22 protein-coding genes are annotated in these 23,577 nt (G+C 71.3%); 12 read left to right on the top strand and 10 right to left on the bottom strand.

The features are described 5' to 3' along the window. Nucleotides 1–104 precede the first annotated feature (104 nt). The 4 genes from DFQ13_RS17930 to mctP all read left to right on the top strand — a co-directional run bounded on the left by DFQ13_RS17930 (nucleotide 105) and on the right by mctP (nucleotide 5,400). Nucleotides 105–875 (top strand): putative sodium/potassium/calcium exchanger, encoded by a 771-nt coding sequence (locus tag DFQ13_RS17930; RefSeq protein ID WP_110080642.1) that lies wholly within the window; start codon nucleotides 105–107, stop codon nucleotides 873–875. Between the two features lie 365 nt (nucleotides 876–1,240). Continuing rightward, nucleotides 1,241–3,064, top strand: coding sequence for a phosphoenolpyruvate carboxykinase (GTP) (locus tag DFQ13_RS17925; protein WP_110080641.1), 1,824 nt, complete (start codon nucleotides 1,241–1,243; stop codon nucleotides 3,062–3,064). A gap of 432 nt (nucleotides 3,065–3,496) precedes the next feature. Next, complete coding sequence (locus DFQ13_RS17920) at nucleotides 3,497–3,769, top strand: DUF3311 domain-containing protein (RefSeq protein ID WP_035289983.1); 273 nt, start codon at nucleotides 3,497–3,499, stop codon at nucleotides 3,767–3,769. After that, nucleotides 3,766–5,400, top strand: coding sequence for a monocarboxylate uptake permease MctP (gene mctP / locus DFQ13_RS17915; protein ID WP_110080640.1), 1,635 nt, complete (start codon nucleotides 3,766–3,768; stop codon nucleotides 5,398–5,400). The genes DFQ13_RS17920 and mctP overlap by 4 nt, the downstream gene beginning before the upstream one ends. A 66-nt stretch (nucleotides 5,401–5,466) precedes the next feature. On the opposite strand, the gene DFQ13_RS17910 is transcribed toward mctP, so the two are convergent. Next, entirely contained in the window at nucleotides 5,467–5,868 is a 402-nt protein-coding gene (locus DFQ13_RS17910) for a hypothetical protein (protein ID WP_110080639.1), read from the bottom strand. A 395-nt stretch (nucleotides 5,869–6,263) separates the two neighbouring features. Between DFQ13_RS17910 and DFQ13_RS17905 the strand changes: the two genes are divergently transcribed. Next, complete coding sequence (locus DFQ13_RS17905; protein WP_110080638.1) at nucleotides 6,264–6,836, top strand: peroxidase-related enzyme; 573 nt, start codon at nucleotides 6,264–6,266, stop codon at nucleotides 6,834–6,836. A 196-nt stretch (nucleotides 6,837–7,032) separates the two neighbouring features. On the opposite strand, the gene DFQ13_RS17900 is transcribed toward DFQ13_RS17905, so the two are convergent. The 5 genes from DFQ13_RS17900 to DFQ13_RS17885 all read right to left on the bottom strand — a co-directional run bounded on the left by DFQ13_RS17900 (nucleotide 7,033) and on the right by DFQ13_RS17885 (nucleotide 12,406). Beyond that, entirely contained in the window at nucleotides 7,033–7,929 is an 897-nt protein-coding gene (locus tag DFQ13_RS17900; RefSeq protein ID WP_035289996.1) for an ROK family protein, read from the bottom strand. Nucleotides 7,930–8,777: 848 nt separating this feature from the next. Then, nucleotides 8,778–8,924, bottom strand: a complete 147-nt coding sequence (locus tag DFQ13_RS33910; protein WP_181400036.1) for a hypothetical protein — start codon at nucleotides 8,922–8,924, stop codon at nucleotides 8,778–8,780. A gap of 220 nt (nucleotides 8,925–9,144) precedes the next feature. Beyond that, nucleotides 9,145–10,338: an ATP-binding protein gene (locus DFQ13_RS17895; RefSeq protein ID WP_035289998.1), complete on the bottom strand. Its 1,194-nt coding sequence runs from the start codon at nucleotides 10,336–10,338 to the stop codon at nucleotides 9,145–9,147. A 53-nt stretch (nucleotides 10,339–10,391) separates the two neighbouring features. Further along, nucleotides 10,392–11,018 carry a hypothetical protein gene (locus DFQ13_RS17890; protein ID WP_110080636.1) on the bottom strand — a complete coding sequence of 209 codons (627 nt, stop codon included), beginning with the start codon at nucleotides 11,016–11,018 and terminating at the stop codon, nucleotides 10,392–10,394. Between the two features lie 80 nt (nucleotides 11,019–11,098). Then, nucleotides 11,099–12,406 carry an acetyl-CoA C-acetyltransferase gene (locus tag DFQ13_RS17885; protein WP_110080635.1) on the bottom strand — a complete coding sequence of 436 codons (1,308 nt, stop codon included), beginning with the start codon at nucleotides 12,404–12,406 and terminating at the stop codon, nucleotides 11,099–11,101. A gap of 89 nt (nucleotides 12,407–12,495) precedes the next feature. On the opposite strand from DFQ13_RS17885, the gene DFQ13_RS17880 reads away from it, so the two are divergent. Genes DFQ13_RS17880 through DFQ13_RS17865 form a run of 4 tightly spaced genes read left to right on the top strand, consistent with a single transcriptional unit; the run spans nucleotide 12,496 to nucleotide 15,963 of the window. After that, the gene (locus tag DFQ13_RS17880) at nucleotides 12,496–13,857 is read left to right on the top strand and encodes a 3-oxoacyl-ACP reductase (protein ID WP_035290006.1); all 1,362 of its coding nucleotides are present in this window, start codon (nucleotides 12,496–12,498) and stop codon (nucleotides 13,855–13,857) included. Beyond that, nucleotides 13,857–14,720, top strand: coding sequence for a MaoC/PaaZ C-terminal domain-containing protein (locus DFQ13_RS17875; protein WP_035290009.1), 864 nt, complete (start codon nucleotides 13,857–13,859; stop codon nucleotides 14,718–14,720). Before DFQ13_RS17880 ends, DFQ13_RS17875 begins: the two co-directional genes overlap by 1 nt. Before the next feature lie 58 nt (nucleotides 14,721–14,778). Next, complete coding sequence (locus DFQ13_RS17870; protein WP_110080634.1) at nucleotides 14,779–15,408, top strand: hypothetical protein; 630 nt, start codon at nucleotides 14,779–14,781, stop codon at nucleotides 15,406–15,408. Between the two features lie 9 nt (nucleotides 15,409–15,417). After that, complete coding sequence (locus DFQ13_RS17865) at nucleotides 15,418–15,963, top strand: DinB family protein (RefSeq protein ID WP_110080633.1); 546 nt, start codon at nucleotides 15,418–15,420, stop codon at nucleotides 15,961–15,963. A 3-nt stretch (nucleotides 15,964–15,966) separates the two neighbouring features. On the opposite strand, the gene DFQ13_RS17860 is transcribed toward DFQ13_RS17865, so the two are convergent. After that, nucleotides 15,967–16,617, bottom strand: a complete 651-nt coding sequence (locus tag DFQ13_RS17860) for a TetR/AcrR family transcriptional regulator (protein ID WP_035290017.1) — start codon at nucleotides 16,615–16,617, stop codon at nucleotides 15,967–15,969. Nucleotides 16,618–16,693: 76 nt separating this feature from the next. On the opposite strand from DFQ13_RS17860, the gene DFQ13_RS17855 reads away from it, so the two are divergent. Together DFQ13_RS17855 and DFQ13_RS17850 are read left to right on the top strand one after the other, a co-directional pair. Continuing rightward, the gene (locus DFQ13_RS17855; protein WP_110080632.1) at nucleotides 16,694–17,347 is read left to right on the top strand and encodes an SCP2 sterol-binding domain-containing protein; all 654 of its coding nucleotides are present in this window, start codon (nucleotides 16,694–16,696) and stop codon (nucleotides 17,345–17,347) included. A 26-nt stretch (nucleotides 17,348–17,373) separates the two neighbouring features. Further along, entirely contained in the window at nucleotides 17,374–17,982 is a 609-nt protein-coding gene (locus tag DFQ13_RS17850; RefSeq protein ID WP_084176421.1) for an SCP2 sterol-binding domain-containing protein, read from the top strand. Between the two features lie 42 nt (nucleotides 17,983–18,024). Here the strand turns inward: DFQ13_RS17850 and DFQ13_RS17845 are convergent, their stop codons facing one another. Genes DFQ13_RS17845 through pdhA form a run of 3 tightly spaced genes read right to left on the bottom strand, consistent with a single transcriptional unit; the run spans nucleotide 18,025 to nucleotide 21,743 of the window. After that, nucleotides 18,025–19,509, bottom strand: coding sequence for a dihydrolipoamide acetyltransferase family protein (locus tag DFQ13_RS17845; RefSeq protein ID WP_110080631.1), 1,485 nt, complete (start codon nucleotides 19,507–19,509; stop codon nucleotides 18,025–18,027). Between the two features lie 3 nt (nucleotides 19,510–19,512). Beyond that, nucleotides 19,513–20,538: an alpha-ketoacid dehydrogenase subunit beta gene (locus tag DFQ13_RS17840; protein WP_110080630.1), complete on the bottom strand. Its 1,026-nt coding sequence runs from the start codon at nucleotides 20,536–20,538 to the stop codon at nucleotides 19,513–19,515. Beyond that, nucleotides 20,538–21,743, bottom strand: coding sequence for a pyruvate dehydrogenase (acetyl-transferring) E1 component subunit alpha (pdhA, locus tag DFQ13_RS17835; protein ID WP_110080629.1), 1,206 nt, complete (start codon nucleotides 21,741–21,743; stop codon nucleotides 20,538–20,540). Before pdhA ends, DFQ13_RS17840 begins: the two co-directional genes overlap by 1 nt. Before the next feature lie 375 nt (nucleotides 21,744–22,118). On the opposite strand from pdhA, the gene DFQ13_RS17830 reads away from it, so the two are divergent. Further along, a complete protein-coding gene (locus DFQ13_RS17830; RefSeq protein WP_407643177.1) occupies nucleotides 22,119–23,537 on the top strand; it encodes a M20/M25/M40 family metallo-hydrolase in 1,419 nt (472 codons plus the stop codon). The last annotated feature ends 40 nt before the right edge of the window (nucleotides 23,538–23,577 follow it).

The following is a 23,577-nucleotide window of genomic DNA, read 5'->3' as shown; positions in this document are numbered from 1 at the left end:
CCGGGCACAAGAACCCCCGTAACGGCGGGAACCGGGCCGACGAATCGTCAGTCATACCCGCAACAAGCAGCTGAAGCCCGTGAGGGACGAGTAAGGGGTACGTCATGTACGTGGACGAGACCGGCGCGGACGACACCACCGACACCACCGCCGACGAGCAGGGCCACGACGTCCTCACCGTCGAGGTCGGTGGCGAGGAGTACGAGGTCAGCGAGAACTACGACTACGACGGCGACGGCGACAACGACGCGGCGGTCGTGCAGACCGAGGACGGCTACATGGCCTTCTCGGACTCCGACGGCGACGGCAACGCCGACACCGTGGTCGAGCTCGACAGCGAGGGCAACGTGACCGCCGCGGCCGAGTACGACGAGAGCTCCGGCGAGTGGACCGAGGCCGAGCCCGGCTCGGTGGCCAACCCCTCCGGCGACGGCGCCGACGACTCCGGCTCGTCCGCCCCCACCGCCACCGACGACGACAGCGCCACCGACAGCGGCACCTCCTCCGCGGGCGGCGGCGAGATCCTCGTCGACACCCCCGAGGGCGACATGACCGCGGGCACCGCCGAGTACGACTCCGACGGCGACGGCGTCAACGACACCGCCGTGGTGACCGACGAGTCGGGCAGCACCTACGCCTTCACCGACACCGACGGTGACGGCTCCGCCGACCAGGCCGTGGTGATCGAGGCCGACGGCGACGTCACCGTGGCCCAGCACACCGGCGACGACGAGTGGACCACGGTGGAGACCGGCCACCTCGGCGCGGACGGCGGCTACGAGGCCGACGGCACCGGCTCCACCGGCGGCGACTCCGCGGGCGGCGAGCAGGGCGCGGGCGCCAGCACCGGCTCCGACGCCGCCTGGCAGGCCTGATCCCCGCACGGCAGGACCCCAGGACCCCCGGTGCCGCTCGCACCGGGGGTCCTGTCCGTCTCCCCCGGTGGACGTGGGGGATTTCACTGCCGGTGATGGTTGTTCCGGAAACGAACACCCACCAGCCGCAATCACCGCAGCGTTCGAGTTCTGAATCGATTCCCTGATCGGTCTTGTGAGGGAGCCGACAGGACAGACATCGGTTACCTGCGCGTCACTTCGCTAACCTCGATGTATTCCTTCACGGCCAGCACCCGCTCCGTCCTGGGGCGGGTACCGAGCCCATTCGATGAGGACACCGACGTCCGGTCGGGACAAGGGCGTCCTGATCGGCATTTCGGCGTTCAGTCAGGAGACGAGGCGAGATGACGGCAGTGACTATCCCTGGCGTTGACCAGGCACCGACCACGCACAAACGGCTCCTGGCCTGGGTGCGTGAGGTGGCCGAGCTGACTACTCCGGACGCCGTGGTCTGGGTCGACGGGTCCGAGGAGGAGTGGACCAGGGTCACCGACAAGCTGGTGGCCGCGGGCACCTTCACCCGCCTGGAGAAGAAGCCGAACTCGTTCTACGCCGCCTCCGACCCCAACGACGTGGCTCGCGTCGAGGAGCGCACCTACATCTGCTCGGCCGACGAGGCCGACGCCGGTCCCACCAACAACTGGATGGACCCGGCCGAGATGAAGGCCATCATGACCGAGCTGTACCGGGGGTGCATGCGCGGTCGCACGATGTACGTGATCCCGTTCTGCATGGGCCCGCTGGACGCCGACTCGCCGATGCTGGGCGTGGAGATCAGCGACTCCGAGTACGTCGTGGCCTCGATGCGGATCATGACCCGGATGGGCGCGCAGGCCCTCGACCGCTTCATCGACGCCGACGGCACCGAGCGCGACTTCGTCCCGGCGCTGCACTCCATCGGCGCCCCGCTCGAGCCGGGCCAGGCCGACGTCGCGTGGCCGTGCAGCGACACCAAGTACATCGTGCACTTCCCGGAGGAGCGTCTCATCTGGAGCTTCGGCTCCGGCTACGGCGGCAACGCGCTGCTGGGCAAGAAGTGCTACTCGCTGCGCATCGCCTCGGTGATCGGCCGCGACGAGGGCTGGCTCGCCGAGCACATGCTGATCCTCAAGCTGACCTCCCCCGAGGACAAGGTCTACTTCGTCGCGGCCGCGTTCCCCAGCGCCTGCGGCAAGACCAACCTGGCCATGCTGGAGCCGACCATCCCCGGGTGGAAGGTCGAGACCATCGGCGACGACATCGCCTGGATGCGCTTCGGCGAGGACGGCCGCATCTACGCGGTCAACCCGGAGAACGGCTTCTTCGGCGTGGCGCCGGGCACCGACTACCACACCAACCCGAACGCGATGCGCACCATCGCCAAGGGCAACTCGCTGTTCACCAACGTCGCGCTGACCGACGACGGCGACATCTGGTGGGAGGGCATGAGCGAGCCGCCCGCCCACCTGACCTCGTGGAAGAAGGCGGACTGGACGCCGGGGTCGGAGGAGAAGGCGGCGCACCCGAACTCGCGCTACTGCACCCCGATCGACCAGTGCGACACCAAGGCCGCGGAGTGGAACGACCCGAAGGGCGTGCCGATCTCGGCGATCTTCTTCGGCGGCCGCCGGGCCACCACCATCCCGCTGGTGACCGAGTCCCGCGACTGGCAGCACGGCACCTTCATGGGCGCCACCCTGTCCAGCGAGACCACCGCCGCGGCCGTGGGCAAGACCGGCGTGGTGCGCCGCGACCCGATGGCGATGCTGCCGTTCATCGGCTACAACGCCGGTGACTACTTCAACCACTGGATCGAGACCGGCAAGCGCGCCGACGCGACCAAGCTGCCGAAGATCTTCTACGTCAACTGGTTCCGCCGCGCCGAGGACAAGTCCTTCCTGTGGCCCGGGTTCGGCGAGAACTCCCGCATCCTCAAGTGGGCGATCGAGCGCATCGAGGGCAAGGCCGCCGCGACCGAGACCCCGATCGGCTTCATCCCGAGCGCCGACGAGCTGGACCTGTCCGGCCTCGACGACGACCGGGCGGCCATCGAGGCGGCGCTGCGGTTCGACGCCGACGAGTGGCGCGCCGAGCTGCCGCTGATCGACGAGTGGTTCGACAAGATCGGCGACAAGCTGCCGACGCCGCTGCGCGACGAGCTGGAAGCGCTCAAGCAGCGCCTGGGCTAGTCCACGCGGTCCTGGGTCCAGCGGAAGGCCACCACGCTCCGGCGTGGTGGCCTTCCGCCGTTTGCGGGACGTCGAGCCGGGCGGCACTCGTACTCGACCCGCCCGTTGGTCATCGGGGACCGGTCGCGGAGCGCATCTGCGCCTGCCTGTGGATTGATGCGGGTTCACCTGTGCACAACTGCGGCACGCGGACGCCCTAGGCCATTTGGCTGGTCCAGGGCTTCCTCTCGCTCCTCCGCAGCCCCACGGACCCCAGGTGTTCCGAAGTTGTCCACAGGTTGTGGACAAGGTTGTGCACAGCCTGTGGAAACAACGGCCGGACAGCCGTCGGTGATCGCCCGTTCATCTCGAATCGGCGTTGACCAGTGACGGGACGGGTCGGACGTCCTACTGTTTCCCGGCACCACTTCGCGACACGATCGAGGTCCGCCGATGGCACCGCCGAAGAAGTCGGCATCCGGCATCCGCTGGAGCCCCTGGAACCTGCTGCTGCTGGTTCCCCTCCTCCTGCTGATCACACCGTTCTTCAACCGGTCCGGCCCCGAGTTCATCGGGATGCCGTTCTTCTACTGGTTCCAACTGCTCGGCGTCGTGGTCGGGGTGGCCGCCACCTCGACCGTGTTCGCCATGACCAAGGACAAGCCGACCACCCCGCCCGGCCCCGGCCGCGACGTGGACGAGCTGGATGAGGGGGCCACCCGATGAAGTGGACCGAGCTGGTCATCTTCGTGCTGCTGTTCGGCGTGGTCACCGTGCTGGGCTTCGTCGCCGCGAAGTGGAAGGCGGGCGGCACCCTCGACCACCTGGACGAGTGGGGCCTCGGCGGCCGCAAGTTCGGCTCCTGGGTCACCTGGTTCCTCATCGGCGGCGACATCTACACCGCCTACACCTTCGTCGCCGTCCCGGCGCTGATGTTCAGCTCCGGCGCCCTGGGCTTCTACGCGCTGCCCTACACGGTGGTGCTGTACCCGATCATCTTCCTGCCGCTGCTGCGCATGTGGTCGGTGTCGCGGGCGCACGGCTACGTCACCCCGGCCGACTTCGTCCGAGGCCGCTACGGGTCCTCGCTGCTGGCGCTGCTGATCGCGGTCACCGGCATCGTCGCCACCATGCCCTACATCGCGCTGCAGCTCGTCGGCCTGGAGGCCGTGCTGCGCACCATGGGCATCAACGGCAGCGGCATCGTCGGGCACCTGCCGCTGCTGATCGCGTTCGTCGTGCTGGCGGTCTACACCTACCAGTCCGGCCTGCGCGCCCCGGCGCTGATCGCGTTCGTCAAGGACATCCTGGTCTACGTCGTGATCATCGTCGCGGTGATCTACCTGCCGATCAAGCTCGGCGGCTGGTCGGAGATCTTCTCCTCGGCCAAGGAGAAGTTCGACGCCACCCCGGCCGCGGGCGACGGCGTGCTGCTCAACGCCAACAACCAGCTCCAGTACGCCACGCTGGCCCTGGGCTCGGCGCTCGCGCTGTTCCTCTACCCGCACTCGGTCACCGGCGTGCTGGCCTCCAAGGGCCGCAACGTGATCAAGCGGAACATGTCGGCGCTGCCCGCGTACTCGCTGCTGCTGGGGCTGCTGGCGCTGCTCGGCTTCGTCGCCATCGCCGCGGGCGTCGCGCCCATCACCAACCAGGCCACCGGCCAGCCCGACACCAACACCATCATCCCGGTGCTGTTCCAGAACGAGTTCTCCTCGTGGTTCGCGGGCATCGCCTTCGCCGCCATCGGCATCGGCGCCCTGGTGCCCGCCGCGATCATGTCGATCGCCGCGGCCAACCTGTGGACCCGCAACATCTACAAGGAGTACTTCCGCAAGGACGCCACCCCGAAGCAGGAAGCGAAGCAGGCCAAGCTCGCCTCGCTGGTGGTCAAGTTCGGCGCGGTCGCGTTCATCCTGTTCATCGACCCGCAGTTCTCCATCGACCTGCAGCTCATCGGCGGCGTGATCATCCTGCAGACGCTGCCCGCGGTGGCCATCGCGCTCTACACCCGGTGGCTGCACGTGTGGGGCCTGATCGCCGGGTGGTTCGTCGGCATGGGCTGGGGGATGGTGCTGCTCTACAGCATCCCGAGCGCCAACGGCAAGCGCGCGCACTTCGGCGGCTCCGCGCTGGCGCTGGACAAGCTCAGCCTGTTCGGGTGGCACCCGTTCGCGGGCTCAACGGTGCAGATCTACGTCGGCATCGTCGCCCTGGTGGCGAACCTGCTGGTCGCCGTGCTGGTGACGCTGATCGCCCGCAAGCTCAAGGCGTTCAACGGCATGGACCAGACCCGCCCGGACGACTACCACGTCGACGACGGCGACAAGAAGCTCCGCCAGATCGGCGCGCACTGACGCGGCCCGACCGCGAAGAGGCCCCGCACCAGCAGGTGCGGGGCCTCTTCGCGTCGAGTGGACCGCTCAGCGGTTGCGGGTGGTGCTGATGACCGCGGCCAGCGCCCCCGCGCCGATCAGCGCGGGCAACGGGCCGGTGGCGAGCGCGATCAGGACCAGGGCGCCCACCATGCAGGCCAGCATGGCCAGGGCCATCCGGAGCGTGGAGGCCCAACTGCCGACCAGGTGCTCGGCCAGCACCAGCAACCGGTCGCGCGGGGTGCGCCGAGGGGCGGGCAGGTCCGCGGTGGCCCGGCCGGTGTCCGCGGCGGCGGTGTCGGCCTGGTCCGGCGCGGTGTCAGCCGGTGCGGTGTCGGTCTCTGCGGTGTCGGTCTCCGCGGTGCGGGCTGGTTCGGTCTTGCGGTCCGGTTCGGGTGCCCCGAGGACCTCCGGGGCGAAGGTCAGGTGCAGGGTTCGGCGGTCGTCCACACGGGCGGACTCCGTTCCTGTCACAGCCAAAGCGACGAACTCCTTCGTGGTACTGCGGTTACTCCCAGTCTGCACCCATCGCTCCCCCGAACGCGCGCCTACTGCGTAGTAGACGATAAACGGAGCGTGTTCAGCGCCGAACGGCACCGTGCCCGCGTAATCGCCGATCGGGTGAGGTAAACACCAGGTGCTATGGCAGATACCGCTTCCGGGGCGGAGCCGGGCGGCTGTAGCGCCCAACGGGTGAAGTCACGATTAGTCAGTTGCGCGCGCAATCTCACCGGCACCCGGACGGCCGGGAACAGCCCACCGATCCCCCGCGTAGTAACCCTCTGCTTACATCTCCCGAAACGGGCAGAACCCCACCCCGTCCTGCCGAAGACTAGTTTCGGGGTATGACACTGAGCCGCTTCCCGGTCGCCGACCTGGCCGACCTCCCCGAGGACCTGCGGGACCGGATCGGCGCCATCGCCGAGAAGTCGGGCTTCGTGCCGAACGTCTTCCTCGGCCTGGCCCACCGCCCCGCCGAACTGCGCGCCTTCCTCGACCACCACGACGCCCTGATGGACCGGGAGGGCGGGCTGAGCAAGGCCGAGCGCGAGCTGGTCGTGGTCGCCACCTCCGGCGCCAACAACTGCACCTACTGCGTGGTCGCGCACGGCGCGATCCTCCGCATCCGCGCCAAGGACCCGCACCTCGCCGACCAGGTCGCCACCAACCCGTGGGCGGTCGACCTGCCCCCACGCGCCCGCGCCATCGTCGACCTGGCCCTCACCCTCGCCCTGGAACCCACCACCCTCACCGAAGCCGACCTCGACGACGCCCGCGACGCGGGCCTCACCGACGACGAGATCTGGGACGTCGGCGCGATCACCGCCCTGTTCGCCATGTCCAACCGCCTGGCCCACCTGATGGCACTCACCCCGAACCCGGAGTTCTACCTGATGGGCCGCACCCCCAAGCCGTAATCCCACCCACCCACCTCCGCCCAATCCGCTCGCCCAGTCCGCCCGCCCTGCCCGGCCCACCCGCCTGACCTGCCCGGCTGCCCGGCTGCCCGGCTGCTCGATTGGCTCGTCTGATCGGGCGAGGGAGCGATCCGCCTGGGCAGCCCGGCTCGCCTGAGCGTCCCACCAGTCAGCCGGGCAGGTCGGTTCGGGCGGGTCAGCCGCGTGCCACCAGGGCGGCGGCGCCGACGATTCCCGCGTTCCCGCCCAGGGTCGCGGGTACGACGACTGTGCCCCGGGTGAAGTCCATGGTCGCGTACTCGGCGACGGTCGCCCGGATCGGGTCGAACAGCAGCTCCCCGGCCTGCGCCACCCCGCCGCCGACGACCGCCAGTTCCAGGTCGCACAGCGCTGCGGTGCCCGCGATGGCCAGCCCGACGGCCCGTCCGGCTCGGGTGAAGGCGGCCAGGGCGATCTCGTCGCCGTGCCGCGCCGTCTCCGCGAGGTGCGCCGCGTCGGCGTCCTCGGGGGCGGACCAGCCGCGCGCCCGTGCCCAGCGCACCAGGTTGGGGCCGCTGGCCACGATCTCCACGCAGCCCCGGCCCCCGCACGAACACGGGTCGCCGTCGGGTTCCACGACCATGTGCCCGATGTGGCCCGCGTTGCCGGTGCGACCGCCGAACAGCTCCCCGCCGTGCACCAGGCCGCCGCCGACACCGGTGGACACCACCAGCCCGACCATGTCCGAGACGCCGCGCCCGGCCCCCACCCAGTGTTCGCCGAGCGCCATGCACGGCCCGTCCCCGGCCAGCACGACCGGCCGGTCCACGACCTCGGCCACCCGGGCCCGCAGCGGGAAGCCCCGCCACGCGGGGATGTTGAGGGGCGACACGGTGCCGTTCGGGATGTCCACCGGCCCGGCGGACCCGACCCCGACCGCCTCGACGTCGTACCGCGCCAGCGCGGTCCCCACCAGCCCGGCCACGACGGCGAAGATCTCCTCGGCCGTGCCGTGGCGGTGCGTGCTCCGCTGCTCCCGCCAGACGACCTGCCCAGCCGGGTCCACCACACCGACGGCGATCTTGGTCCCGCCCACGTCCACGCCTAAGAACACGGCGGAAGTATGCACGCCGACAGCACCCGGACAAGACAGCGGAGGACCCCCGCCAAAACCCCCCGACAACCAGCACCGAACGCCAGGGATGCCCGCGAAGCCACCCTGGCGGCCAGAGACCCACCCACGCCGGGCCACCAGTTCGTGGGGAGCTTGCTTGGGAACAAGCCCCAGCGGGGGTCCGGCGGCATCACCCGCCGACGGGTGCAGCAAATGACGAAGGCCTGCCCACGAAGCTGAGGGGCGGCTGGCAGGTGACGAACGTGCCCGCCGGCGGGGGTCCGGGGGCGTAGCCCGCCGGCAGGGGCCTGGGGCTCGGCCCCGGAGAAAATGACGAAGGGGTCCCTGCGAAGCTGAGGGGCGGCTGGCAGGTGACGAACGTGCCCACCGGCGGGGGTCCGGGGGCGTAGCCCGCCGGCAGGGGCCTGGGGCTCGGCCCCGGAGAAAATGACGAAGGGGTCCCTGCGAAGCTGAGGGGCGGCTGGCAGGTGACGAACGTGCCCACCGGCGGGGGTCCGGGGGCGTAGCCCGCCGGCAGGGGCCTGGGGCTCGGCCCCGGAGAAAATGACGAAGGGGTCCCTGCGAAGCTGAGGGGCGGCTGGCAGGTGACGAACGTGCCCACCGGCGGGGGTCCGGGGGCGTAGCCCGCCGGCAGGGGCCTGGGGCTCGGCCCCAGAGAAAATGACGAAGGGGTCCCTGCGAAGCCGCGAAGCGGCGAGCAGGGATGTGGAAACCCCGTAGTGCTGCCAGGTCGGGGGTCCGCCAGCACTACGGGGTCAACCGGTTCATCGTCAGACGAGCCGGGGGTGTTACAGGGTCACAAATTGTGACCCAGACCACTCATCCGGTCAGCGCCAGTTGTGCTGCTGGTTCTGGGCGAGGGTCATCAGTTCGTGGCGCATCGAGGGAGTGGCGGCGGTCTCGATCGCGCGGGTCACCGCCTTCCGGTTGCGGGCCTCGACGCGGCGGGCACGGAACTTGGCAGTGAGGTTCATCGGACTTGCATCTCCTTCGGAGGTCTTCGGCTTGTGCCTCAAGTATGCGCGTTGCCCACTTGGAATGCCAGTGATTGGCCGGTGAAGTGGCGCACAGGCCGGCGAATCATCGGCCGTAAATCCAGACGAGCCGCTATCTGTCCGGTAGAGACGGTCACGCGAGGTGTTCATGTGGCTCTCTAGCGTGTGGCCTAGAGCCCGCGAGACAAGCCGAGATCGCCTACTCCTCCATGCCGAGCAGGTACCGGCCGAAGTGCGGCACGGTGAAGGCGATCCGGCCGCGCTCGGCCGAGTACACCAACCCCTTCTTGATCAGGCTGTCCCGCGCGGGCGACAGCGACGACGGCTTGCGGCCCAGGAAGACCGCCACGTCCGAGGTGCCCGCGCCCTCGTCGCGGCCGTGCGTCAGCTCCGCCATCGCCCGCAGGTACTCGCGCTCGGCCGGGGTGGCCCGCTCGTACCGGGAGCCGAAGAACCCCACCGCCAGCTCGCCCTCCGCCTCCGGTGCCGCCACCAGCACGTCCTCGGCGGTGATCGGGTCGGTGGGGGCGGCGTCCCAGGCGGCCTTGCCGAACGCCTGGATGAAGTACGGGTAGCCGCCGGAGCGCTCGTACAGCGCGTCGAGCGCCTCCGGGGTGATGCCCGCTTCCTCGCGGTCGACCGGGGCGAGGACCGCGCGGTCGGCGTCGGGGCGGTCCAGGCGGTCGATGCGGACGTAGCGGAACAGCCGCTCGGAGTACGACTTGCTCGCCGAGAGCACCGCGGGCAGGTGTGGCAGCCCGGCGCCGACGACGACCAGCGGTGCGCCGGACTGGGCCAGTTCGTGGCAGGCGGCGCACAGCGCGGAGATGTCGTCGGCGCCGATGTCCTGCATCTCGTCGATCAGGACGGCGACCCCGGTGCCGACGTCCTTGGCCAGTTCGGCGACGTCGGTGAACAGCTCCACCAGGTCGATCTCGATGTCGCCGGAGTCGGCGCGGCCCACCGCGGCGGGCACGTCGATGCCGGGTTGCCAGCGCTCGCGCAGCTTGGCGCCGTCCGGGTTCGACTTGAGCGCGAACGCCTTGAGCACGCCGAGCACGTGCTCGACCCGTTCCGGTGCCCGGTGCCGCACCGCCAGGTCGCGCACCGCCCGGTGCAGGGCCGCCGACAGCGGCCTGCGCAGCGCGGCGTCCGGCCGGGCCTCGACCTTCCCCGCGCCCCACCCGCGCCGGACGGCCATCGACCGCAGTTCACCCAGCAGGACCGTCTTGCCGACCCCGCGCAGCCCGGTCAGCACGAGGCTGCGCTCCGGCCGCCCCCGCGCGACCCGTTCCAGCACCACCTCGAAGGCGGTCAGCTCCTTCTCGCGGCCCGCCAGTTCCGGGGGGCGCTGACCTGCGCCGGGGGCGAACGGATTGCGCACCGGGTCCATTCTCGGACGGTATCGGCGTCTCTAGCGCAGATCCGATATTCGGCGAGATCCCGCTACGGCGTGTCGGCCGCGATCCGGTTCGCCTCGTCCTGCGCGGGCGCTTGGCCGATCCGCCGCCGGTCCGCGGTCCGGAAGTGGCGCAGCACCGCCGCGTCGGCCCGGGCGTCGCCGCACAGCAGGTCGGTCAACGGACCCGCGGTCCGCCCGTCGAGGTGCGTCGCCGACGCCCCCTCGCGCAGCACCAGGTCCAGCCGCCCGCCGTCCGGGACCACCTCGGCGAGGTCGGCCCACCGGACCCGCACCCACTCGGGGACGTACGTCGACGAGTTCCGGAAGACCACCCGGAAGTCATCCTGCTCCAGGGCGAACGCGTGTTCCCGCCGGAACAGCTCGCGCACCGCGCCCACCCCGAACCCCGCCCCGACGACCACGAAGAACAGCGCCGCGCTGAGCGAGAGCCAGGCCGGGCCGCACCCGCGCGAACCGACCGACCGGCACACCCGGTCGTCCCAGCCGCCCGCCAGCGCGACCTCCACCGCGTGAACGGCGACGAACACCGCGGGCACCAGCAGCACCAGCCCGGCGACCGCCAACCCGACCATCGACCGGACCCTGGTCCGCCGCGGGGACAGCCCGACCAGCATCCCGTGCCGGGCCTCCCACTCGCACGCCCGCTCCATGCGTTCACCTTAGGGCCGTACAAAGCTCTACGGCTCTCTAGCTGGTGAGCTAGAGAGCCGTAGAGGGTGCTACCGAGGTACTACTTGGCGGCGGGTGCCGCCGCTCCCGGCTTCTCCATGATCGCGGTGACGCCCTGGCCACCGGCGGCGCAGATGGAGATCAGGCCGCGGCCCGAGCCCTTCTCGTTGAGCAGCTTCGCCAGCGTGGCCACGATCCGGCCGCCGGTCGCGGCGAACGGGTGACCGGCCGCCAGGGACGAGCCGTTGACGTTGAGCTTCGAGCGGTCGATCGAGCCGAGCGGGGCGTCCAGGCCCAGCTTCTCCTTGGCGAAGTCCACGCTCTCCCAGGCCGCCAGGGTGGCCAGCACCTGCGAGGCGAACGCCTCGTGGATCTCGTAGAAGTCGAAGTCCTGCAGGGACAGGCCCGCGCGGGCCAGCATCCGCGGCACCGCGTACGCGGGCGCCATCAGCAGGCCCTCGCCGCCGTGCACGTAGTCGACGGCCGCGGTCTCGGTGAAGGTCAGGTACGCCAGCACCGGCAGCCGGTGCTCCTTGGCCCACTCCTCGGTGGCCAGCAGCACCGCGGAGGCGCCGTCGGTCAGCGGGGTCGAGTTGCCCGCGGTCATGGTGCCGTCGGCGCCGCCGAAGGCGGGCTTGAGCTTCGCCAGCTTCTCCGCGGTGGACTCCGGCCGCAGGTTCTGGTCCTTGCTCAGGCCCTGGAACGGGGTGATCAGGTCGTTGAAGAAGCCGCGGTCGTAGGCGGCGGCCAGCTTCTGGTGGCTGGAGGCGGCCAGTTCGTCCTGCGCCTCGCGGGTGATGCCCCACTCCTTGGCGGTGAGCGCCGCGTGGTCGCCCATCGCCAGGCCGGTGCGCGGCTCGGCGTTGCGCGGGATGTCCGGGACGATGTGGCCGGGGCGGATCTTGGCCAGCAGGGCCAGCCGCTGCGGGACGGTCTTGGCGTTGTTCAGCGCGATCAGGATGTGGCGCAGGTCCTCGTTGACCGCCAGCGGCGCGTCGGAGGTGGTGTCGACGCCGCCCGCGATGGCCGAGTCGATCTGGCCGAGCGCGATCTTGTTGGCGACCTGGGCGATGGCCTGGAGGCCGGTGCCGCACGCCTGCTGCACGTCGTAGGCGGGGGTCTCCGGGGAGAGCCTGCTGCCCAGCACGCACTCGCGGGCGAGGTTGAAGTCGCGGCTGTGCTTGAGCACCGCACCCGCGGCGACCTCGCCGAGGCGCTCGCCCTGGAGGCCGAAGCGGGCGACCAGACCGTCGAGCGCGGCGGTGAACATGTCCTGGTTCGACGCCTTGGCGTACTTACCGTTGGACCGCGCGAAGGGGATGCGGTTCCCACCAAGGACCGCAACTCGGCGCACGCGACTGGGGGCCATTCCGTCCTCCAAAGCACAGGTTTGCATCTGAGGTAGCATCCTAACCTACTCTTGAGTAAGTTTACTAGCGAGTAGGGAGGCGCACACAGATGACTGACCGCTATCAGCAGTTCACCACCTCCGGCGTCGGAAAGCTTCTCGTGAAGCGTCTCGGACTGCCGAACCCCCCGACGCTGCGGCGCCACAAGCCCGGCGCGCCAGCGCTGGACGGCCCCGCGCTGGTGGGCGGTGCCCCCGGCGGGCGGTTGGGCGACGCGCTCGCCACCACCGCCAAGGCCGCGGGCATCGACGTGTTGACCACCCCCGCACCCGCCCCCCAGGGCGAGCGCGGGGTCGCCTACGGCGGCCTGGTGTTCGACGCGACCGGGATCAAGGCACCCGAGCAGCTCCGCGCGCTGTACGACTTCTTCCACCCCGTGCTCCGACAGCTCGGGGCCTGCGGCCGGGTCGTGGTGCTCGGCACACCCCCGGAGAACATCGAAGACCCGCTGGAGCTGATCGCCCAGCGCGCGCTCGAGGGCTTCGTCCGGTCGCTCGGCAAGGAGATCGTCCGCGGCGCGACCGCCCAGCTTGTCTACGTGCAGCCCGGCGCGGAGGGCGAGGCGGAGTCCACGCTGCGCTTCCTGCTCTCGGCCAAGTCCGCCTACGTCGACGCCCAGGTCATCCGGGTCGGCACGCACGGCGGCGCCGGGGTCGAGCCGGAGGACTGGAACGCCCCGCTCGCGGGCAAGGTCGCGCTGGTCACCGGCGCCTCCCGCGGCATCGGCGCGGCCATGGCCGACGTGCTCGCCCGCGACGGCGCGCACGTCGTCGTGCTGGACATCCCGGCCCAGGGCGGCGACCTGGCCAAGGTCGCCAACCGGGTCGGCGGCTCCTCGCTCCAGCTCGACATCACCGCCGCCGACGCCCCGGCCAAGCTGGTCGAACACCTCAAGAGCAGGCACGGCGGGGTCGACATCGTCGTGCACAACGCGGGCATCACCCGCGACAAGAAGCTGGCCAACATGAAGGAAGGGCTCTGGGACTCGGTGATCGCCGTGAACCTGAGCAGCCAGCTCCGGGTCAACGACGCCCTGCTCGCCGAGAAGGTGCTGCGCCCCAACGGCCGCATCATCGGCGTGTCCTCCATCGCGGGCATCGCGGGCAACACCGGCCAGACCAACTACGGCGCCAGCAAGGCGGGCGTCATCGGCATGGTCAACGCCTACGCGCCCAAGCTGGCCGAGTACGGCGGCACCATCAACGCGGTCGCCCCCGGCTTCATCGAGACCCAGATGACCGCGGCCGTCCCGCTGTTCATCCGGCAGGCCGGTCGCCTGATGAACTCGATGTCGCAGGGCGGCCTGCCGGTCGACGTCGCCGAGGCCGTCTCCTGGTACGCCAACCCGGCCTCCGGCGCGGTCAACGGCAACGTGGTCCGGGTCTGCGGCCAGTCGCTGCTGGGGGCCTGATGTCCACCCAGGCCCTGCGGGAGTCGCCCAACCTGGGCGTGCTGTACCCCAAGGCGGTCGTCGCGGGCTTCGGCAAGAAGGGCGGCCGGGAGCTGCCCGACCGCACCTACCTGCGGCAGTCCGTGCCCGTCGACCCGGCCCACCTCGCCGCCTACAACCGGGTGTGCGAGTTCCGGCTGGGCAACGAGCTGCCGGTGACCTACCCGCACATGCTCACCTTCCCCATGCAGGTGAAGCTGATGACGGACCCGGACTTCCCGTTCCCGCTGATCGGCTCGGTGCACGTGGCCAACGTGATCACCCAGCACCGGCCGCTGCTGGTCAACGAGAAGTTCGACCTGCGGGTGCACGTGGAGAACCTGCGCCCGCACCCCAAGGGCAGGCAGTACGACATGATCAGCGAGGTCGTCGTCGGCGAGGAGGTGCTCTGGCACGAGGCGAGCACCTACCTCTGCCGCGGCGGCGGCTCCGACGACTCGGCGAAGTCGTCGGAGTCCGGTCCCGGGCAGCGCGGTGAGCTGCCCGCCCCGTCAGCGGTCTGGAAGGTCCCCGGCGACATCGGCAGGCGCTACGGCGACGTCTCCGGCGACCGCAACCCGATCCACCTGTACGGGCTCACCGCCAAGCTGTTCGGGTTCCCGCGGGCGATCGCGCACGGCATGTGGACCAAGGCCCGCTGCCTGGCCGCGTTCGAGGGCAGGCTGCCCGACGCCTACACCGTCGACGTCCGGTTCAAGCTCCCGGTGCTGCTGCCGGGCAAGCTCGGCTTCCACGCCGAGCAGGTCGGCGCGGACTGGAAGTTCGACCTGTTCGACGCGCGCAAGCCCAAGCCGCACATCGAGGGCCTGATCACCGCGCTGTGACCCGTGCCGGTGTGGTCCCGTCCGACGCGGCGGGACCACACCGGTCCAGGATTGACCCATGACCGACCCGCTCGACTGGCCGATCGTGGTCACCGACCGCTGCGCGGACGCCTGCGCCGACGCCTTCGGCTTCGGCGACCGGGAACGCGCCCGCGACTGGCTCACCGACGCCATCGCCGACCGGGGCGAGGTCACCGAGACCCTCCCCGGCCCGGTGCGCGGCAGGCGCAGCCCGTCCGGGTACTTCCTGCTGGTCCCCGGCTCCTTCGTGCTCCCGCTGGCGCCGTACCGGCGCGCCCCCGAGCACTGGGCCGCGACGAACTGCGTACCGTTCCCCCGGTCCCGCTCCCGCGAGGACCCGCTGACCCTGCGCGGCAACGCCCTGCTGTCGCTGGTGCACTTCCTGCCGCACGCGGTCGAGCGGTTCCAGGAGCGCGCGGGCGCCGACCCCGACCCCGCGGTGGCCCTCGCCCAGCTCCTCGACCGCATCTCCCCCACCGTCCGGGCCACCCGCCGGTCCCCGAGCTGGTCGGGCACCCGCGACGCCGACTTCTACCTGGTCGCGGGCCCGGGGGACGAGTACTGCCTGCCCTGCCGGGTGGGTGCCCACGAGACCCGCCCGTACGACGTCATCACCTGCATCATCCGCGACGACTCGCGGACCGGAGGTGTCCGCAAGGGCTCCTAGGGTGCCGCCATGACCATCGACTGGACCCGCGAACTCGTCGAGCAGCTCGACCTGCACTGGACCACGCAGTTGCGCCCGCGCCTCGATGGCCTCACCGACGACGAGTACCTGTGGGAGCCCGCGCCCGGTTCGTGGAACATCCGCCCCAGGGGCGCCGGGGGCGGACCGGGCACCGGCGGGTTCACCGTCGACTTCGAGTACCCCCAGCCCGACCCGGCGCCGGTCACCACCATCGCCTGGCGCATGGCCCACCTGATCGTCGGCGTCTTCGGCGCGCGCACCGCCGACCACTTCGGCGGTCCGCGGTACGACTACCCGACCCACGCCTACGCCGGGGACGCGGCGGGCGGGCTGGCCCAGCTCGACGAGACCTACGCGGCCTGGGTCGAGGGCGTGCGCGGTCTGGGCGCCGACGACCTGGCCCGCCCGTGCGGTTCCGCCGAGGGACCGCACGCCGAGGCCCCGATGGCCACCCTCGTGCTGCACATCAGCCGCGAGGCCATCCACCACGGCGCCGAGATCGCCCTGCTCCGCGACCTGTACGCGCGCCGGTAGCGGTCACTCGGGGGTGGGCACCCAGGACGTGCCGTCGACCAGGTCGCCGAGGCCCATCCAGACCAGGTTCATCAACCAGGAGGCGACGGTCTTCTCCGGCACGTCCGGGTGGTCCAGCCACCAGTCGGCCAGGGACTCCCCCGCGCCGACCAGGGCGACCGCCATCGCCTCGGTGGACTTCGTCGGCACGCCGTGGCTGGTGGCGGAGCGGACGAGCAGCGCGTCGACCAGGTTGATCGCCCGGCCGCGCATCCCCATCAGCTCCTCGCTGAACGGACCGCCCTGGGAGGTGGCCTGGCGGTGCAGCACGCGCCAGCTCTCGCGCTGCTCGCCGACGAAGCGGAAGAAGGCGCGCAGGCCGTGCCAGAGCTGCATGTCCGGGGGCGCCTCCGCCCGCACGCCCCCGGCGATGGCCTCCACCAGGAGGGTGGCCTCGCGCCGGATGCAGGCGGCGAACAGGTCCTCCTTGTGCCCGAGGTAGGCGTAGATCATGGGCTTGGAGACGCCCGCCACCTCGGAGATCTCGTCCATGGACGCGTTGTGGTACCCGTGCTCGGAGAACACCCGCACCGCCGCGTCCAGGATCTGGCGCTCGCGGACCTCGCGTGGCAGGCGCTTCACGCGCGCAGGCCGACGCTGTTCGTCGACGCTCACGCCAACCTCCTGTGCCCCACTTGCCGGAAAACCTACCCACCCGTAGCCTACTGGTGAGTAGGTCCTGGAGGTGTCCATGCCCGAGTCAAGTCACACCGGTGAGGCCATCGGCGCGCTGAAACCACGGGATCTCGTGGCGATGCTCGACCGCATCGACGTGGCTGACGTCGCCGCGTCGAACATCGACGTGGATGCTATCGGTCGCGCAATCGATCCGAGAAAACTTGGCACACATGACCTGACTTCGGTGCTCGCCGCGGTCAACCGGCTCGCCGAGGCGGGCGCGGACATCGGCCTGTCCCGGATGGGACCGACCACGTTCGCCCGCCTGATGGCCCACGCCACCACCGACCAGGTCGAGGCGATCATGGTCGACCCGGTGCTGCGCGAGCGCGTACTGGGCGAGATCTTCCGCCGCATGGGCGCCCACCTGCGCCAGGACCGGGTCAAGGACCTGCACGCGGTCGTGCACTGGCGGCTCACCGGCGGCTCCGGCGAGGGCGGCTTCGACCGCTACGAGACGGTCTTCCGCGGCGGCACCTGCGCGGTCGGCCGCGAGATGGCGGAAAAACCCCGCGTCACCGTCACCCTGACCCCGGTCGACTTCCTCAAGCTCATCAGCAACAACGCCTCCGCCCCCGTCCTGTTCATGACCGGCAAGCTCAAGGTGCGCGGCGACCTCGCGTTCGCCGCGAACCTGATCGGCCTGTTCGACCTGCCGCGCCCATGAGCCGCTCCAGGGCGCACACTGCCGGTATGACCGGTTCCCGCAGGCGCCGCGGCGAGAAGTGGCACCGCCTCGAACCCACCGCCGTGGTGGACCTCGACGGCTTCGCCGCCACCATCGACCCCACCAGGCTCGACCCCGACCAGTTCGTCCAGCTCATCGCCACCCTGGACATGCTCGGCACCGCGGGCACCGGCATCGAACTGGCGGGCATGTCCACCGAGACCTTCGCCCACTTCTTCGCCCGCACCAGCACCGACCAACTCGAAGCCCTGATGGCCCACCCCCGCCTGCGCCACGTCGTCTTCGACGAGGTCTTCCGCCGGATGTCGGCCCACCTGGACCTGACCAAGGCCGCCGACCTGCGCGCGGTCGTGCACTGGCGCTTCACCGGTGGCTCCGGCGAAGGCGGCTACGACCGCTTCGAAACGGTGATCGCCCGAGGCACCTGCACCACCGCCGACATCCCCACGGCCGACCCCCGGGTCACCATCACCGCCGACCCCCCGGACTTCCTCCGCGCGGTCACCGGCGGAGCCACCCTCCCCAAGCTCTTCATCTCCGGCAAGGTCAAGGTCCGCGGCGACATCGCCTTCGCCGCCACCCTGACCAACTACTTCGACCTGCCGCAGGTCTGACCGGCGTGGTGGGAGCCCACCCGGGCCCCCACCACGCGCGGGTCAGTACGTCATCGCCACCGCGGGATCGGCCAGCAGCGCGCCGACGTCGGACAGGAACTCCGACCCCTGCTGCCCGTCCACCAACCGGTGGTCGAAGCTCAGCGCCAACTGGCACACCTTGCGCACCACGACCTCCCCGTCGACCACCCACGGCGTGTCCCGGATGGCACCGAAGGCCAGGATCGCCGACTCACCCGGGTTGATGATCGGCGTCCCGGTGTCCACACCGAACACGCCGACGTTGGTGATCGTGATCGTCCCGTTGACCATGTCCGCGGGCGGCGTCTTGCCGTCGCGGGCGGTGACCGTGAGCGCGTCCAGGGCCTCGGCCAGCTCGCGCAGCGACAACCGCTCCGCGTCGCGGACCTTCGGCACGATCAGCCCGCGCGGGGTCGCCGCGGCGATCCCGAGGTGCACGTAGTCCTTGTAGACGATCTCCTGCGCGGCCTCGTCCCACGCCGAGTTGACCTCCGGCGTGCGCTTGACCGCCATCGCCACGGCCTTGGCGCAGAACGCCAGCGGTGTCAGCTTGACGTCGCGGAAGTCCCGGTGCGCCCTCAACCGCGCCCGCAGCTCCATCATCGGCGTCACGTCCACGGTCAGGAACTCCGTGACGTGCGGTGCGGTGAACGCGCTGCTGACCATCGCCGCCGCGGTGACCTTGCGGACGCCCTTGATCGGCACCCGCCGCTCACCGCCGGCGGACACCGCCGCCTGAGCGGTCGGGGCCCCCGCCGGAGCCTCGGCCGGGGGTGCGGCCACCGGTCCGGTCGCGGCGCGCTCGACGTCGGAGCGGGTGATCACCCCGCGGTCGCCGGACCCGGCCAGCGACCGCAGGTCGACGCCCAGCTCCTTGGCCAGCTTGCGCACCGGCGGCTTCGCCAGCGGCACGTGGCCGCCCGGCAGGGCGTCCGGTGCGGCGGGCAGGGCGTTGGGCACAGCGGCGGCGGAGACGGCCGAAGCGGCGGTGGGAGTGGTGGCGGTGTTCGCGGGTGCGGGTTCCTCCACCACCGGCAGCGGCCCCGGCGCGTGCTCGAATGCGGCCGCCACCGAGCCCTGCGCCGCTGCGGCGGCGGGCTCGGCCGGGACCGCGGGGCCGCGGCGCGCCCGCCGCTTCGCGGTGACCGCCTTGGAGCCGTAGCCGACCAGCGGCTTCATCTCCTCCTCGGCGGGCGCCGCCACGGCGGAGCCGTTCAGCGAGCCGTTGATCGAGCCCACGTCCGGTGCCGCCGCGCCGCCGGGGTCGACGTCGACGGTCAGGATCGGGGTGCCGACGTCCACCGTCTGCCCCGGGTGTACGTGCAGCTCGGTCACCACCCCGGCCCACGGGCAGGGCAGCTCGACGGCGGCCTTGGCGGTCTCGATCTCGACGATGATCTGGTTCACCACGACCACGTCGCCCGGTTTGACGTGCCAGGACAGGATCTCGGCCTCGGTCAGCCCCTCCGCGGTGTCCGGCAGGGGGAAGCTCTTGTACTCAGGCACGGGTCACCACGCCAGCGAGCGGTCGACGGCCTCGAGCACCCGGTCCAGGTCGGGCAGGAAGTGCTCCTCCAGCTTCGCGGGCGGGTACGGGGTGTCGAACCCGGTCACCCGCAGCACCGGCGCCTCCAGCGAGTGGAAGCACTCCTGCTGCACCCGGGCGGCGATCTCGGAGCTGAGCGAGGCCTCCGACGGCGCCTCGCTGACCACGACCAGCCGCCCGGTGCGGCGCACCGACTCGAACACCGGCCCCAGGTCGAGCGGGGACAGCGCGCGCAGGTCGATGACCTCCAGCGAGTGCCCGTCCTCCTCGGCGGCGGTGGCCGCGTCCAGCGCCACCTTCACCGACGGCCCGTAGGCCACCACGGTCGCGGTGCTCCCGCGGCGCAGCACCTTCGAGGCGAACAGCGGTTGCGGGGTGGCCGAGGTGTCGACGTCGGCCTTCATGAACCCGGAGTGGTAGAGCCGCTTGGGTTCGAAGAACAGCACCGGGTCGTCGCACGCGATGGCCTGCTGGATCATCCAGTAGGCGTCCACGGCGTTGGAGCAGGCGACGACCTTGAGGCCCGCGGTGTGCGCGAAGTACGACTCCGGGGACTCCGAGTGGTGCTCGACCGCGCCGATCCCGCCGCCGAACGGCACCCGGATGACCATGGGCACCCTCACCCGGCCCAGGGTGCGGTTGTGCAGCTTGGCGACCTGGGACACGATCTGGTCGAAGCCGGGGAAGATGAACCCGTCGAACTGGATCTCGCACACCGGGCGGAACCCGCGCACGGCCAAGCCGACCGCGGTGCCGATGATGCCGGACTCGGCCAGCGGCGTGTCCAGCACGCGGTGCTCGCCGAAGTCCTTCTGCAGGCCGTCGGTGATCCGGAAGACGCCGCCGAGCTTGCCGACGTCCTCACCCATCACCAGGACCTTGGGGTCGGCCTCCATCGCGGTGCGCAGGCCCAGGTTGAGCGCCTTGCCCAGGGTCAGCGAGCGGACCGACGACGCGGTCGCGGACCGGTCGATCACGGGTGCGGCCATCAGTGCTCACCTCCGGCGAACCCGGCCTGGTAGGCCAGGAACTCCTCGCGCTGGGCCGTAACCAGCGGACTGGCCTCGGCGTAGACATGGTCGAACATCTGCCCCACCGGCGGTTCGGGCATGGAGAAGCAGAACTCGCGCAGCTCCGCGGCCAGCTCGTCGGCCTCGGCCTGCACCGAGTCGAAGAAGTCCTGCTCGGCGTGCTCGTGCCGGACCAGGTTCACCCGGACCCGCTCGATCGGGTCCTTGAGCTTCCACGCCTCCAGCTCGTCGGAGAGCCGGTAGCGGGTCGGGTCGTCGGTGGTGGTGTGCGCGTCCATCCGGTAGGTGAACGCCTCGATCAGCACCGGCCCGTTGCCCTGGCGGCAGACGTCGAGCGCCCAGCGGGAGACCGCCAGGGTGGCCAGCACGTCGTTGCCGTCGACCCGGATGCCGGGGAAGCCGTAGCCGCGGGCGCGCTGGTAGAGCGGGAGCCGGGTCTGGCGCTCGGTCGGCTCGGAGATGGCCCACTGGTTGTTCTGGCAGAAGAACACCAGCGGCGCGTCGTACACCGACGCCCACACGAAGCCCTCGTGCACGTCGCCCTGGCTGGTGGCGCCGTCGCCGAAGAAGCACATGGTGGCCTCGCCGTCGGCGTCGCCCACCTTGCCGTCGAACCGCTGCCCCATGGCGTACCCGGCGGCGTTGAGCACCTGGTTGCCGATGACGATCGTGTACGGGTGGAACCGGGTCTCCACCGAGTCCCAGGTGCCGTGGTCGGTGCCGCGGAAGATGCCCAGCAGCTCCGTGGGGTGCACGCCCTTGCACCAGGCCACGCCGTGCTCGCGGTAGGAGGGGAAGGCCATGTCGGTCGGCCGCATCGCCCGGCCCGCGCCGATCTGCGCCGCCTCCTGGCCCAGCAGCGGGACCCAGATCCCGAGCTGGCCCTGGCGCTGCAGCGCGTTCGCCTCGCGGTCGACCCGGCGCACCAGCACCATGTCGCGGTAGAGCCCGCGCAGGTCCTCGGCGGTGACATCGGCGACGTACCGGTCGAACTCGGCGTTCTCCATCCGTTCACCCTCGGGCGTCAGGAGCTGCACCAGCTCCGGACCGCCCTCGCTGGTGGCACGCAAACCCGCGATCACCTGCTCTGCTGTGGGCGCGGCGGCCGTGGCCGCCGGGCCACCCCGGGGCTCGGGGTGCGTCCACTGTTCTGGGGACGACATGTGCGATCTCCTCGTGGTTCGAGCCGTCCGGCCGCTCGTGGCGGGCGGGCGGCCGCGCTGCGTGGGCACGCCACGGGTAGTGGCGTTGGCCACCGTCAGCGCAGACGGTTTCCTCCCACATCCTGACACGGCACAGCATGGCGGAACGAGGCGCCGAACGTCGGAAGTTGTCCACAGGGTGGGTCTGAGCTGGGAGAACGCTTGGACTCCCGATGTTCGGGGGTCAGAGCAGCCGCCGATCGGAGCAGCTCAGCGCGACCGGCGCCGAGCGGCGGCGAACCCGGCCGCGAACGCGGGTGAGCTACCTCACCTTGTCCCACCACGTCGCGATCCGGTCACGGCGGGTCGCCCGCGCCGGGTGGCAGGATCGGGGGGGTGGACAAGACAGCAGCACACGAGACCGTGACGCGCCTGTGGGAGGCGGAGATCCTGCCCAGCCTGCGGGAATTCGTCGCCATCCCGGCTCTCTCCCCGAACTTCGACCGGAACTGGGCGCAGACCGGTCACCTCGACGCGGCCGTCGAGCACCTGCGCGGGTGGATCACCGGCCGCGCCGTGCCCGGAGCCCAGGTGGAGGTGGTGCGGCTGCCGGACCGCTCGCCGCTGCTGGTCGTGGACGTCCCGGCCACCGAGGGCGCCCCGGACACCGGCACCACCCTGCTCTACGGCCACCTGGACAAGCAGCCACCGGTCGGCGGCTGGGGCGAGGGCCTCGGCCCATGGACGCCGGTCCTGCGCGACGGCAGGCTCTACGGCCGCGGCTCGGCCGACGACGGCTACGCGGGCTACGCCGCCACCGCCGCGATCGAGGCCGTGCGCGCCGCGGGCGGGGCGCACGGGCGCTGCGTCGTCCTCCTGGAGACCGGCGAGGAGTCCGGCAGCCCGGACCTGCCCGCCTACCTGGAGCACCTGGCCGAGCGCCTGGGCCGGGTGTCGCTGGTCATCTGCCTGGACTCCGGCGGCAACGACTACGAGCGGCTCTGGCTCACCACGTCGCTGCGCGGCCTGGTCTCGGTCGACCTGACGGTGCGGGTGCTCGACGCCGGTTCGCACTCCGGCCTGGCCAGCGGGGTCGTGCCCAGCTCGTTCCGGGTCGTGCGGGCGCTGCTGGACCGCGTCGAGGACTCCGAGACCGGTGAGATCCGGATCAAGGACATGCACGTCGACATCCCCGACGACCGCGCCGCCGAGGCCGCGGCCGCCGTCGCGGCGGCGCCGGGCGCGATCACGGGCGCGTTCCCGCTCACCGCGGGCGCCCGCCCGGTGTCCGACGACGAGGTCGAGCTGGTCCTGAACAACAGTTGGCGCCCGACGCTGTCGGTCATCGGCGCCGCGGGCTTCCCGGAACCGGTCGACGCGGGCAACGTGCTGCGCCCGTTCACCACGCTGACGCTGAGCTTCCGGCTGCCGCCGACGGCCGACGGCGAGGCGGCGCTCGCGGCCGTCGCGGAGGCGCTGACCAGCGACGTCCCCTACGGCGCGAAGGTCGAGCTGTCGCGCACCGAGGTCGCCGACGGCTGGAACGCGCCCGCGCTCGCGCCGTGGCTGCGCGCGGCCCTGGACGCGGCGTCCGACGAGGTGTTCGGCGCCCCGTGGCGCACGGTCGGGCTGGGCGGGTCGATCCCGTTCATGGGCCTGCTCGCGGAGAAGTACCCGGACGCGCAGTTCGTGATCACCGGCGCGCTCGGCGCGGACTCCAACGCCCACGTGCCCGACGAATGGCTTCACGTGAAACAAGCGCAGCGGGTCACCGAGGCCGTGGCGCACGTCCTCGACGCCCAGACCCGCTCCTGACGCGCCCGGTGGGCGGGGTCGGCCCCCGCCCACCGGTTGC

The sequence above is a fragment of the Actinokineospora spheciospongiae genome, assembly GCF_003182415.1.
Taxonomy (GTDB): Bacteria; Actinomycetota; Actinomycetes; order Mycobacteriales; family Pseudonocardiaceae; genus Actinokineospora; species Actinokineospora spheciospongiae.
This window is presented reverse-complemented; position numbering and strand designations above follow the sequence as displayed.

Bases quoted from the DNA above. Each gene is read 5' to 3' on its own strand.
- DFQ13_RS17895 (WP_035289998.1), bottom strand. From the start codon at position 10,338: ATGGACCCGGTGCGCAATCCGTTCGCCCCCGGCGCAGGTCAGCGCCCC.
- DFQ13_RS17905 (WP_110080638.1), top strand. From the start codon at position 6,264: ATGACACTGAGCCGCTTCCCGGTCGCCGACCTGGCCGACCTCCCCGAG.
- DFQ13_RS33910 (WP_181400036.1), bottom strand. From the start codon at position 8,924: ATGAACCTCACTGCCAAGTTCCGTGCCCGCCGCGTCGAGGCCCGCAAC.
- DFQ13_RS17875 (WP_035290009.1), top strand. From the start codon at position 13,857: ATGTCCACCCAGGCCCTGCGGGAGTCGCCCAACCTGGGCGTGCTGTAC.
- mctP (WP_110080640.1), top strand. From the start codon at position 3,766: ATGAAGTGGACCGAGCTGGTCATCTTCGTGCTGCTGTTCGGCGTGGTC.
- DFQ13_RS17865 (WP_110080633.1), top strand. From the start codon at position 15,418: ATGACCATCGACTGGACCCGCGAACTCGTCGAGCAGCTCGACCTGCAC.
- DFQ13_RS17925 (WP_110080641.1), top strand. From the start codon at position 1,241: ATGACGGCAGTGACTATCCCTGGCGTTGACCAGGCACCGACCACGCAC.
- DFQ13_RS17885 (WP_110080635.1), bottom strand. From the start codon at position 12,406: ATGGCCCCCAGTCGCGTGCGCCGAGTTGCGGTCCTTGGTGGGAACCGC.
- pdhA (WP_110080629.1), bottom strand. From the start codon at position 21,743: ATGTCGTCCCCAGAACAGTGGACGCACCCCGAGCCCCGGGGTGGCCCG.
- DFQ13_RS17920 (WP_035289983.1), top strand. From the start codon at position 3,497: ATGGCACCGCCGAAGAAGTCGGCATCCGGCATCCGCTGGAGCCCCTGG.
- DFQ13_RS17850 (WP_084176421.1), top strand. From the start codon at position 17,374: ATGACCGGTTCCCGCAGGCGCCGCGGCGAGAAGTGGCACCGCCTCGAA.
- DFQ13_RS17890 (WP_110080636.1), bottom strand. From the start codon at position 11,018: ATGGAGCGGGCGTGCGAGTGGGAGGCCCGGCACGGGATGCTGGTCGGG.
- DFQ13_RS17880 (WP_035290006.1), top strand. From the start codon at position 12,496: ATGACTGACCGCTATCAGCAGTTCACCACCTCCGGCGTCGGAAAGCTT.
- DFQ13_RS17870 (WP_110080634.1), top strand. From the start codon at position 14,779: ATGACCGACCCGCTCGACTGGCCGATCGTGGTCACCGACCGCTGCGCG.
- DFQ13_RS17855 (WP_110080632.1), top strand. From the start codon at position 16,694: ATGCCCGAGTCAAGTCACACCGGTGAGGCCATCGGCGCGCTGAAACCA.
- DFQ13_RS17930 (WP_110080642.1), top strand. From the start codon at position 105: ATGTACGTGGACGAGACCGGCGCGGACGACACCACCGACACCACCGCC.
- DFQ13_RS17840 (WP_110080630.1), bottom strand. From the start codon at position 20,538: ATGGCCGCACCCGTGATCGACCGGTCCGCGACCGCGTCGTCGGTCCGC.